We start from the raw sequence: 12,067 nt of genomic DNA on the forward strand, positions 1-12,067 counted from the left end.
GAAACACGACATCTGTAAATAGCCAGAACACGACATTAGGATAGAGCCGCTACACATGGAATGTTGATAATTTATGTTATGTCAAATCTAGAATCGCAGCAAAAAGCAAACACAGCCCAAAGGCCCCACAAAACCCACCTCAAATCCCCACATCCTCCACCAACCCCGCTTTCAGCGCCCGAATGCGCCGATCAACGAAATACCCGCCGCCTTCCGTATAACGCAGGTACAACCGCCCGCACGCCGAACACTCCCACACGCCACACCGGTTATACGGAAAGTACCGTGGCGCGATCGGCGCATCCGGCGACCAGTACTGAACGTTATCCGGCCGGTACTCAGCAAACGTAGGCTCAGGATCATCTTCCCGCATGAGCGTCGCCACCTCGACAAGCCGCGTCTCATCGAGCGAAAGCGGCTGCGATTGCCATCCATCCAGCGGCGTCTTCGTGCAGGAGCACGGCGCAGGACCATTCTCTTCAGCGCGCTGGGCAAGTGCGACGAGAGCCGCCGCGTCCACATAGGGTGTCATGAAGTATTGCCTGTTTCCGGGTTGATTCGATGCCGACGGCGCGAGCGTCCCTTATACATCAACTCGCGCAACCACGCCGCGCCGCTCGCCAGAACCTCACCCCTTCATCATCCGCTCACGATGCGGCATCACCCATGAGCGGTCGAAACGGCCTTCGGCAATCGATCGCATTGCAGCCGCTTCCTTCGCGCCCTGCTTGCGCGCCCCCTCGATCACGCTTTCCACATCGGAAGGCGCGATCGCCAGCAGCCCATCTTCGTCGCCGACGATGATGTCGCCCGGATTCCACTTGCGCGCGCCACGCTTCGTGCGTTCGTGTTCCCGATTGGCGCGTTCATCGTGCCCGAGACGCGTGGCCGGCTCGATCAGCCGGCTTCGCGCAACACGAACTGAGCGGTCTCACGGGTCCGCCGCGCTCTTCGTGACGCGGCGGATTTCTTCGGCGATGATGTCGATCAGGGCTTGCGCGGCAGGCCCGACCGGCCGCTTCGGATGCGACACCTGAACGATGTGACGCAAGATTGACGGCGTCGTGATGCGGTGTGCGCGCAGCGTGCCTTCGTCCACTTTGCGCTGCACGACGACACGCGGCAAGATCGTCGCGACGCTGCTCTGCTCGACGAACTGTACGATGGTGCTCAGCAGATCGATTTCGAACGTGGGCTTGATGATGATATTGGCGGCCAACAACGCGGCGTCGAGCGCGCCGCGCAAGCCGTTGCGGCGCGTCGGCAGCACCAGTTCGACGGCGGGTGGCTGTGAAAGATCGATGGTGTCCGGCAACGCGGCAACACACCTCATGCCCGTCACGAAGACCATCTCTTCGACCAGCAGCGGCTGCATGTCGAGCGTGAGGCGGCCGCGCGGCTTGTTGATGATCGCGGCATCGAGGCGCCCTGCTTCGACAGCGTCGATCAACTGCGCGCTGAAGCCATCGGCCACCGACACCTCGACCTGAGGAAACAGCGCATTGAACTTCGCCAGTGATTCGGCAAGCACGCTTTCCGTTTCCGATGCGACCATGCCGAGCGACACGCGGCCCGTGACGATCACGTCCTGACGGCTCAACTGGACGCGCGCGTGCTCGATGTCGCGCATGATCGGCGTGTAGAGGCGATACATTTGCCGCGCCGCGTCCGTGGGCGTCATGCCGTGCGGACCGCGTTCGAAGAGCGCCTGCCCCAGTTCCGCTTCGAGCTTCGAAATCTGCATGCTGAGCGCCGGCTGGACGATGTTCAGGCGCTTCGCCGCGCGCGTCACCGAGCCGTCTTCGAAGAGTGCGATGAAGTACTGGATTTGCTTGAGGTCCATGCTGCCATTCTACGTGGACTGCCTTCTCACCAACGTCGGCAAAGGCGCAATCACGGCAGGCGGCGGACCCTCGCCACGCGGCTCGTGAATCAACCGTATCAGCAATTCGATCGACGCCTGCGCAATCGCTTCCGTATTGATCGCCACCGTCGTCAGCGAGGGCCGCACCTGATGCGCCAGCTGAATATCCGTGATGCCGATCACGGATACATCGCCGGGTACTTTACGGCCTAGCGTCGCCAGCGCCTGCAACGCGCCGATCGCGAGCAGATCATTTGTCGCAAACAGCGCGCTCAGATGCGGCTCGCGCTCCATCAACTCCACGCATGCGGCAAAGCCTGCGTCGATCGTATCGGGAATCTGCAGCACGGCGGCGTCGTCCGGTTCGAGACCGGCTTCGCGCATCACCTCGCGAAAGCCCGTCGCACGCGCATCCTGCAAACCACCGCAACCGTCGCCGACCAGCATGCCGATATCGCGATGCCCCAGTTCCAGCAGGTGCCGCGCCGCGAGCGCGCCCGCATGCGCGAAATCGACGGCCACGCAGGGCAGCGCGGGCAACTGTTCGGGATGCTCCCACAGGCTCAACACGATCGGTGCACCGACGGCTGCCGACTCGCACAGCTCGTTGATCGCGATATCCGTGTTGAGCACCAGCACGCCTTCGGCCAGCGTGCCCGCAATCTGCGTGAGGTACGCACGGCCGATTTCCGCGTCGTCGTCCGTGTTGCACACCATCAGGAAGTAGCCGGCGCGCCGCGCCGCGCGTTCGGCCGCGAGCACGAACTCGGGATAAAACGGATTCGCGATACTCGACAACATCAGCGCCAGCGTGGGCGAGCGCCCTTCTGCCAACGCGCGCGCATTCAGGTTGGGCCGGTAGCCGAGTTCGCGGATAGCCCGCATCACGCGCTCCGCCGTTTCGGGCCGTACCTTGTCCGGGTTGCGCAACACGTTCGAAACGGTCGCCGCCGTGACCTGCGCGCGTCGCGCGACGTCGGTTAATGTTGCCATGCCAGGAAGATTAGGAAAGATCCCATATTTAGAGACTATGAATCAGATGTTGCGCATCTACCGCAGGCTTTGATAACTTTTCTCGAAAGCACATTGGAGACGAACATGATCGCGGTTACGAGCACACCCGAATTTAAACGCTTAAATCCACGCCGCGCAAGCCTCTGCGCGATTTTTTTCACGGCGAATTTAAGCGTTTAAATCCAGGGAAAACACCATGTCCGCGATCTCCCTGAGCAACATTCAGAAGTCGTTCGGCGCCAACGCGCCCGTCATCCGCAATCTCAACCTTGAAATCGCCGCACACGAGTTTTGTGTGTTCCTCGGACCGTCCGGTTGCGGCAAGTCCACGTTGCTACGCATCGTCGCCGGACTCGAAGACCAGACCGACGGCGACGTGACGATCGGCGGCCGGTCGATGAACGGCGTCCCCGCCGCCGGGCGCGGCGTCGCCATGGTGTTCCAGAGTTACGCCCTCTTCCCGCACATGTCGGTCTACGAAAACATGGCGTTCGGGCTGAAGCTCGCGAAAACCCCGAAGGCCGAAGTCGATCGCAAGGTGCGCGAAGCGGCGCGCGTGCTGCAACTCGATACCCTGCTCGAACGCAAGCCGCGCGAACTGTCGGGCGGTCAGCGCCAGCGCGTCGCGATCGGCCGCGCGATCGTGCGCGAGCCCGGCGTGTTTCTGTTCGACGAGCCGCTGTCCAATCTCGACGCGGCGCTGCGCGGCCAGACTCGCATTGAAATCGCCCGGCTGCATCAGCGCTTTGCGCAGGCGAGCGTCGTCTACGTGACACACGACCAGATCGAAGCGATGACGCTCGCCGACAAGATCGTGCTGTTGCATGCGGGCGCGGATACGCAGCGCTTGGGCAGCATCGCGCAGATTGGTGCACCGCTCGAGCTTTATCATCGGCCGCGTTCGCGGTTCGTTGCGGGTTTCATCGGCTCGCCGCGCATGAATTTCCTCGACGGCGAAGTCGACGCGATTGCGCAAGACGGCGTGCAGGTCAGGCTCAAACGTAGCGATACGACCTTGCGCGTGCTGGTCGACGGCGCGCGTCTCACGCGTGGCCAGCCTGTCACGCTCGGCATTCGCCCCGAGCACATCCGTCTCCACGGCGACGCGCAAACGCTCGCGGTCAGATCGCTGATTACCGAACAGCTTGGCGAGCACAGCTACGTGCATGTCGAGTGCGCGGACGGCACGCTGATCGCGAAGGCGCCCGGCGATGTGTCGATTCGCAACGGCGAGCCGCTGGCGTTGCGCGTGCCCGCCGACGCTTGCCATCTGTTCGATCAAGAAGGGCTCGCTCTGACGCGCACGGCCGCGACGGAAACGCAAGCTGTCGCGCTGCACATGTCGTAACAGCAGTGGGGCAACGACGCGAACCGCGCCTGCCGGGTTCGCCGATCCGAACAGCCGGCCATAGAGCCGGTGCGGTGGGCAAGAAGACCGCTGTCCGCGTCGAGCGGCCGGCCAACAACGCAGTTCAAGGAGACACCACGATGATGAACAAGCACCTGAGCCGCCTTGCCGGGCTCGCCTCTTTCAACACGCGTTCCGTGACGGCTGCGCTCGCTGTTTCGGCAGCGCTGCTGTCGGGCTTCGTCGCCGATGCCGACGCCGGTCAGCTGAACGTGAACGTGTCGGCGCGCGGCAACCAGCGCTCGACGTGGCAGGACGCGTTCGACAAGTTCAAGAAGGCCAATCCCGACGTCGATCTGAAGATCACTTACATCACGGAAGAAGCGTACAAGGTGCAGATGGGCGGCTGGCTCGCCACGGATCCGCCCGATGTCGTGTCGTGGCACGACGGCGAGCGCATGGCCTACTACGCGAAGCGCGGCCTGCTCGAAGACCTGTCCGGCGACTGGGCGAAGAACGGCTGGAGCCAGCAGTACGCATCGGTGAAGGAAGCATCGACGTATAACGGCAAGCAGTATGCGGCGCCCCTCGGCTATGACGCATACGGCTTCTTCTATCGCAAGGATCTGTTTCAGAAGGCGGGCATCAAGGGCGAGCCGAAGACGTGGGAAGAATTCCTCGATGCCTGCAAGAAGCTCAAGGCAAGCGGCGTCGCGCCCATCGCCGTCGCCGCGCGCGACAGCTGGACGCTGGCCGCATGGTTCGATTATCTCGACCTGCGCATCAACGGCAATGAGTTTCACCAGAAGCTGATGGCTGGCGAAGTGCCGTACACCGATCCGCGCGTGAAGAAGGTCTACACGACGTGGAAGACCTTGATGGACGACCATTACTACATCGACAACGCGCTGTCCTACGACCTCGACTCGATCGGCCCGTTCCTCGCCAACGGCAAGGCCGCGATGATGCTGATGGGCACGTTCTTCTCGGCGGGCATTCCGTCGAGCGTCAAGGATCAGATCGGCTTCATGCGTTTCCCCGTGATCGATCCGAAGGTGCCGATGGCGGAGGACGGCCCCGTCAACGTGCTGCTGGTTCCCGCGAAGGCGAAGAACAAGACCGACGCGCGGCGTCTGCTCGCGTTCATGGAAACGCCTGAAATCAACGCGGATCTCGCGCGCGGCTGGGGACAGTTGCCGTCGAACAGCAAGGCGACGGAGCCGGAAGATCCGATCTCGAAGGTCGGCTTCCAGACGCTCGCCAGCACGACGGGCGGCATTGCGCAGTTCTACGACCGCGACATGACGAAGGAAATGGCCGACGAAGGCATGAAGGCCATGCAGCAGTTCTATAACGATCCGTCGCAGATCGATTCGCTGCTCGCCCGTCTCGAAGCGACGCGCAAACGCATCTATCACAAGTGATGTCCTGAGGGCGGCCGTGTAAACAGAACACGGCTGTCTGCCGGGCGCATCGCAAGCGCTGCGCCCATGAGTCACCTGCCGCTCGCCGCTACGGACGAGCCGCATCGAACGAGGTCTTCGTCATGTCCACGTCTATCGCTCGCCTGCCTACGGCGCGCAGCCGCCGCACGTCCAGGTCCGGTCGCGCGCGTCACCGCGCGGCGTTCTTTTTTCTGCTGCCGGGCTGCGCGTTGTTCGCGCTGTGCGTGATCTATCCGATCTTCAGCAGCATCGCGCTCAGCTTCTATAACTGGGACGGCATGACGGAGAAGACCTTCATCGGCCTTGCGAACTACGCCGAGCTGTTCCAGGCGGACACCTTCTACGTCGCGCTGAAGAACAACCTGATCTGGCTGGTGTTCTTCCTGCTTGCGCCGCCGTTGGGCCTGCTGTTCGCGCTGTACCTGAACCAGCAGGTGAAGGGCATGCGCGTGGTGAAGTCGCTGTTCTTTGCGCCGTTCGTGTTGTCGGGCGTGGTGGTCGGGCTCGTGTTCAGTTGGTTCTACGACCCGACGTTCGGTTTGCTCAAGGTGATTGCCGGTCACGGCATTCCTGTGCTCGGCGATGCGCACACCGTGACGTTCGGCATTGTGTTCGCCGCGCTCTGGCCGCAAACGCCCTACTGCATGGTGCTGTATCTGACGGGCCTCACGTCGATCAACCCTGAAGTGGTGGAAGCCGCGCGCATGGAAGGCGCGAAGGGCTGGCGTCTGTTGTGGCACGTGATCCTGCCGCAACTGCGCCCGGCCACCTTCATGGCCGTCGTGCTGACGGTGATCGGCGCGTTGCGCAGCTTCGACCTGATCGCGGTGATGAGCGGCGGCGGACCGTTCGACAGCTCCACGGTGCTTGCCTATTACATGTACGACCAGGCCATCAAGTACTACCGCGAAGGCTACTCGGCGGCGATCGCTGTCGTGCTGTTCGCGATCATGCTCGTCTACATCGTGTTCCATCTGCGCCGGATGCTGCGCGAAGAACGCTGATTCACTATCGCGCAAGGAGAACGCTCATGTACCCGCTTCCCGTCGAACGCTGGAAACCCTGGAATCGCGCGATCTACAAGGCGTCGCTGCCGCTCGCGCTGCTCCTGTGGCTGCTGCCGATGCTCGCCGTGCTCGTCACGTCGATCCGCTCGTCCGACGAGCTTTCGCAAGGCGATTACTGGACGCTGCCGAAGCACTTCGCGCTGCTCGACAATTACGGCGCCGCGCTCACGCAAACGCCGATGCTGCATTACTTCGCCAATAGCGTGCTGATCACGGTGCCCTCCGTGCTCGGCGCGATCCTGCTGGCGTCGATGGCGGGCTTCGCGCTCGCCACGTATCGCTTTCGCGGCAACATCGTCGTGCTGTTCACGTTCGTCGCGGGCAACTTCGTGCCCGTGCAGATCCTGATGATCCCCGTGCGCGACATGGCGTTGAAGGTTGGACTGTTCAACACCGTATGGGCATTGATCATTTTTCATATTGCGTTTCAGACCGGCTTTTGCACGCTCTTTCTGCGCAACTTCATCAAGCAGTTGCCGTTCGAGTTGATCGAAGCGGCGCGCGTCGAAGGCGCGAGCGAATGGACCATCTACGCGCGCATCGTGTTGCCGTTGATCCGCCCTGCGCTTGCGGCGCTCGGCATTCTCGTCTTCACCTTTGTCTGGAACGACTATTTCTGGGCGCTGTGCCTTACGCAAGGCGACGACGCCGCGCCCATCACGGTCGGGGTCGCCGCGCTCAAGGGGCAATGGACGACCGCGTGGAATCTCGTCGCGGCGGGTTCGGTGCTGGCCGCGCTGCCTTCCGTGCTGATGTTCTTCCTGATGCAAAAGCACTTCGTGGCAGGGCTGACATTCGGCGCAAGCAAAGGCTGACGCGCAAGGCCGACCGCACACTACTGATCTCTGGAGAAATCGACAATGCAACTGGGTGTTTGCTACTACCCCGAACAATGGCCGGAAACGCTATGGGCCGACGACGCGCGCCGGATGGTCGAACTCGGCATCACGCATGTGCGGATCGCCGAATTTGCGTGGAGCCGCATGGAGCCGCGCGCGGGCGCCTATGAATGGACATGGCTCGACCGCGCCGTGACGACGCTCGCCGACGCCGGCCTGAAAATCGTGCTCGGCACGCCGACCGCATCGCCGCCGAAGTGGCTCGTCGACTCGATGCCGGAGATGCTGCCCGTGCGTGCCGACGGCACCACGTGGAATTCCGGTTCGCGCCGTCACTACGATATTTGCAGCGAGCCGTATCGACGCGAATGTCTGCGGATCGTCGAGGCGATGGCGCAGCGCTATGGTTCGCATCCCGCCGTCATCGCGTGGCAGACGGACAATGAGCTCGGCTGTCACGAGACCGTGCCGAGCTATTCGAAGGCGGCCCGCGCGCGCTTCCAGACGTGGCTCGCGCGCCGCTACGAGACCGTCGACAACCTGAACCAGCGCTGGGGCACGGTGTTCTGGAGCATGGAATATGCATCGTTCGATGCAATCGGGTTGCCGAACCTGACGCCGACCGACGCAAACCCGATTCATCTGCTCGACTTCCGCCGCTTCATGTCGGACGAAGTGGCGAGCTTCCATCGCGAACAGGTCGATGTGCTGCGACGTCACGCGCCGAACGCGGACATGCTGCACAACTTCATGGGTTTTTTCACGACCTTCGATCACTATCGCTTCGCCGCGAACAAGAGCATCGACGTCGCGACGTGGGACAGTTATCCGATCGCACGCACGGAAGTGATCGCGTTGAGCGAAGAGGACAAGGCGCGCTATGCGCGCACGGGGCACCCCGATGTATCGGCATTCGATCACGACCGCTATCGCGCGATCGGTGAAGGACGTTTCTGGGTGATGGAACAGGAAGCGGGCCCTGTGAACTGGGCGCCGTGGAACCCCGTGCCCGCGCCCGGCATGGTGCGTCTGTGGGCCTATGAGGCCTTCGCACACGGCGCGGAACTGGTGTCGTACTTCCGCTGGCGACAGGCGCCGTTCGCGCAGGAACAGATGCACTCCGGACTGAACCTGCCCGACAACACGCTGTCGCCGGGCGGCCGCGAAGTGGCGCGTGCCGCGCAGGAGATCGCGCAGTCCGCTGCACTGACGAAGCTCGCGCAAAGCGGACCCGCGCCGCGCGCCGAAGTCGCCCTTGTGTTCGACTACGAAACGCAATGGATGTTCGAAATCCAGCGGCATGCAAAGGGTTTCGATTATCAGACGCTTGCGTTCGAGTATTACCGGACGCTGCGCGAAATGGCGCTCGACGTCGATATCGTGTCGGCGCATGCCGATCTGTCCGGCTACAAGCTGATCGTCGTGCCGGGTCTTGCCGCCTTGCCGGCTGGCTTTGCGAAGACCGTCGAGCAATCTTCCGCGCAATGGGTGATCGGCCCGCGCACGGGCTCGAAGACGGCGGACTTCGCGATTCCCGCGCATTTGCCGCCCGGCGCGCTGCAAACGGTGCTGCCGTTCAAGGTGCTCGAAGTCGATTCGTTGCGTCCGACGCTGCAACCGGCCACGACATTCGAAGGTGTGACGGGCATCGCCTTGCACTGGCGCGAACATATCGAAACGCGCGACGGTCTCGACGTGCTCGCGCGCTTCGATGACAACTGGCCCGCCATCGTGGCGCGCGGACATGTGCGCTATGCGAGCGCGTGGTTCGACGCGGCGTTGCATCGCGCGTTGCTAGAAGGTGCGGCGCGCGATGCGGGGCTTGCTGTTACACAGCTTGCGCAAGGATTGCGCGTGCGGCGTCGCGGCGAGATCACGTTCGCGTTCAACTTCGGCGCGACTGCTGCCGAAGCGCCTGCACCCGATAACGCGCAATTCGTGCTCGGTCAGCGCACGCTTGGCACCGCCGACGTCTGCGCGTGGATCGCCGCGTGATGGATCGCCCGCGCAAGATGCCGGCCACCATCCTGACTGCCGATGCAAGCCGCCCTGCCGCTGCACCGCTCGCGGATACGTTGCGGATGGGCGCGAATACATCGCCCGATGGACGGACGATCGGCATCAACAGCCGCTATCTGACGCGCGACGGCGAACCGTGGCTGCCCGTCATGGGCGAGTTGCATTACGCGCGCGTGCCCGAAGCGCAGTGGGACGACGCGCTTGCGAAGGTCAAGGCGGCGGGTGTCGATATCGTGTCGTCGTATGTGATCTGGCGTTATCACGAGCGACGCGCTGGGCAGTTCGACTGGCATGCGCGGCTCGATCTGCGTCGATTCATCGAAAACTGTGCGAAACGCGGGCTGTACGCGTTCGTCCGCATTGGACCGTGGGTGCATGCGGAGGTCCGTTATGGCGGCATCCCTGCGTGGGTCGTCGATCAGGTGCCGACGCGCTGCGACGATCCGCTGTATCTGCAGTACGTGCAGCGCTTCTTTGCTGAAATCGCGGCGCAGCTAGCGGGCTTGTTGTGGAAGGATGGCGGCCCTGTGATCGGCATTCAGCTCGAGAACGAATACAACCTGACGGGGCCGCAGCAAGGGCCCGCGCACATCGCGACACTCAAGCGCCTCGCGCGCGAAGCGGGACTCGACGTGCCGCTGTACACGGTCACCGGCTGGGACAATGCTGTGTTTCCGCGCCGCGAAGTCGCGCCTGTTTTTGGCGGCTATGCGGATTTGCCGTGGGGGACATCGACGGAGGTGTCCGCGCCGGGCGAGGTGTATGGGTTTCGCTTGACGAGCCGGGTCGGCGGCGATCTTGGCGCGCAAACCCATAACAGCGAGCCTGGCGATGCCGATGCCGTAGCGCACGAAACGCCGTTTCTAGGCGCGGAATTCGGTGGGGGCGTGCCGACGATGTACCGGCGCCGTCCCGTTCTCGACCCCGATGACATCGCGGCGATGCTACCCGTGCAGCTTGGTTCCGGCGTGAATCTGTACGGTTACTACATGCTGCATGGCGGCCGCAATCCGCCTGGCGATGTGGATGGGCAGGAGTCGACGGCGTCGGGCGGATATAACGATTTGCCCGTCGTCAATTACGATTTTCAGGCGCCTTTCGGCGCGAATGGCGAAGCGCATGCTGTGCTTGGCAAGCTGCGGCCGATGCATCTGTTTCTTCAGCAATGGGGCAGCGAACTGGCGACCTGCGATGTGTACGCGCCGGAGCGTGTGCCGCGTGGTGCGGACGATCTTGAAACGCCGCGGTTTTCGGTGCGTGCGGACGGCGATCGCGGGTTTCTGTTTTTCAACAATCATGTGCGGCAGTATCGGATGCCTGAGCGGCGAGGCGTGCAGTTCGCGGTGAAGCTCGCGACTCGCACGGTCATGCTGCCTGCCGAGCCGATCGATATTGCGCCGGGAAGGTGGTTCGTGTGGCCGATTGGACTTGCGCTGGGTGGCGCGCGATTGCGTTATGCGACTGCGCAGCCCGTTACGCGGCTTTCGACGCATGAAGGCGCAACGTATGTGTTCGCAGCAACGGATGGGATCGTGGCTGAGTTTGCGTTCGAGCCGGATAGCGTGACGCGTATCGAATCTGCCGATTCTCATGGGGTTTTGATTACGCATGAGGCGGATGGTGGGCTGATTGTGCGTCCTGTGGCTGGTTCCGTATTCACCGCGATTTGTCGTGACGACACGCGTACCACTATCATCACGCTCGCGAGCGAGGATATTGAACGGCTCAGCGTTCTGCCATTCGATGGGCAGCGCCGGCTGATTCTTACCGATGCATTGGCGTTCGAGCGCGACGGCGAACTCGTATTGCGTTCTATGGGTGTCGCTGCTTTTGATGTCGCTGTGTATCCGCCGTTGGAGCGGGCTGTTCGCTCGACGCATGCTTTCGTGGAAACGCCACGAGATGGCGTTTTTCAGCGCTTCGCTGTGACTGTGCCGATGGTTGCGTTCGATGTCGGTGTTACGTCGTTGCGGCTCGCGCAGAAGGGGCAGCCTGTTGCTTCAGGCGGTGCAGCGCTGGCTGCTGTTGAACCGGCGCCGGAATGCTTCGGCAAGGCCGCTGCGTGGCGTATCGAGGTGCCGATTGCGGCATTGAATGCGACCGGTCTGAGTAATGCCTATCTGTCGATTCAATATGCAGGTGATGTCGGGCGGCTGTTCTCGGGGGGCGATTTGATCGACGATCATTTTTATAATGGCCTGTCTTGGGAGATCGGCGTGCGCAATGTGATGATCGATCCGCAGCAACCGCTGATGCTGACTGTGCTGCCAATGCGGGCAGATGCGCCTGTTTATCTCGATGCGAGGCATGATCTCAGGGGTTCGATCTCCGATCAGGTTGCTGAGGTTTTTGGTGTGAAATGGGTGCCTGAGTATGAGGTGGTTCTTTCGCTGGCATCCGCGAATTGTTAGCCTGGTTCACGCGTCGCCCCTGTGCGGGGCGGCACCTACTTTTCTTTGCCGCCGCAAAGA

The 12,067-nt window shown here is 62.5% G+C and carries 9 protein-coding genes and 1 pseudogene; 6 read left to right on the plus strand and 4 right to left on the minus strand.

Annotated features, from left to right (window positions below; translation table 11 throughout):
- Positions 1-139: 139 nt before the first annotated feature.
- The 4 genes and pseudogenes from KFO72_RS39400 to KFO72_RS39415 form a co-directional block, all read right to left on the minus strand.
- Positions 140-532 carry a hypothetical protein gene (locus KFO72_RS39400; RefSeq protein WP_060608169.1) on the minus strand — a complete coding sequence of 131 codons (393 nt, stop codon included), beginning with the start codon at positions 530-532 and terminating at the stop codon, positions 140-142.
- Between the two features lie 96 nt (positions 533-628).
- A pseudogene (locus KFO72_RS39405) lies at positions 629-817 on the minus strand (RraA family protein); the annotation flags it as partial.
- A gap of 114 nt (positions 818-931) precedes the next feature.
- Positions 932-1,843: a LysR family transcriptional regulator gene (locus tag KFO72_RS39410; protein ID WP_054932225.1), complete on the minus strand. Its 912-nt coding sequence runs from the start codon at positions 1,841-1,843 to the stop codon at positions 932-934.
- Positions 1,844-1,852: 9 nt separating this feature from the next.
- Positions 1,853-2,857: a LacI family DNA-binding transcriptional regulator gene (locus KFO72_RS39415; protein WP_107202758.1), complete on the minus strand. Its 1,005-nt coding sequence runs from the start codon at positions 2,855-2,857 to the stop codon at positions 1,853-1,855.
- Between the two features lie 217 nt (positions 2,858-3,074).
- Between KFO72_RS39415 and KFO72_RS39420 the strand changes: the two genes are divergently transcribed.
- The 6 genes from KFO72_RS39420 to KFO72_RS39445 all read left to right on the plus strand — a co-directional run bounded on the left by KFO72_RS39420 (position 3,075) and on the right by KFO72_RS39445 (position 12,007).
- Complete coding sequence (locus KFO72_RS39420; protein ID WP_225034338.1) at positions 3,075-4,226, plus strand: ABC transporter ATP-binding protein; 1,152 nt, start codon at positions 3,075-3,077, stop codon at positions 4,224-4,226.
- A 140-nt stretch (positions 4,227-4,366) separates the two neighbouring features.
- The gene (locus KFO72_RS39425) at positions 4,367-5,650 is read left to right on the plus strand and encodes an ABC transporter substrate-binding protein (protein WP_054932231.1); all 1,284 of its coding nucleotides are present in this window, start codon (positions 4,367-4,369) and stop codon (positions 5,648-5,650) included.
- A gap of 122 nt (positions 5,651-5,772) precedes the next feature.
- Positions 5,773-6,675: a carbohydrate ABC transporter permease gene (locus KFO72_RS39430; RefSeq protein WP_225034339.1), complete on the plus strand. Its 903-nt coding sequence runs from the start codon at positions 5,773-5,775 to the stop codon at positions 6,673-6,675.
- Between the two features lie 26 nt (positions 6,676-6,701).
- On the plus strand, positions 6,702-7,553 hold the full coding sequence (locus KFO72_RS39435; RefSeq protein WP_060608183.1) for a carbohydrate ABC transporter permease: 852 nt from the start codon (positions 6,702-6,704) through the stop codon (positions 7,551-7,553).
- A gap of 45 nt (positions 7,554-7,598) precedes the next feature.
- Entirely contained in the window at positions 7,599-9,572 is a 1,974-nt protein-coding gene (locus KFO72_RS39440) for a beta-galactosidase (protein ID WP_225034340.1), read from the plus strand.
- Positions 9,572-12,007, plus strand: coding sequence for a beta-galactosidase (locus KFO72_RS39445; protein ID WP_225034341.1), 2,436 nt, complete (start codon positions 9,572-9,574; stop codon positions 12,005-12,007). The genes KFO72_RS39440 and KFO72_RS39445 overlap by 1 nt, the downstream gene beginning before the upstream one ends.
- Positions 12,008-12,067: the final 60 nt, after the last annotated feature.

It is taken from the genome of Paraburkholderia sp. XV (assembly GCF_020177535.1).
Classification (GTDB): domain Bacteria; phylum Pseudomonadota; class Gammaproteobacteria; order Burkholderiales; family Burkholderiaceae; genus Paraburkholderia; species Paraburkholderia caribensis.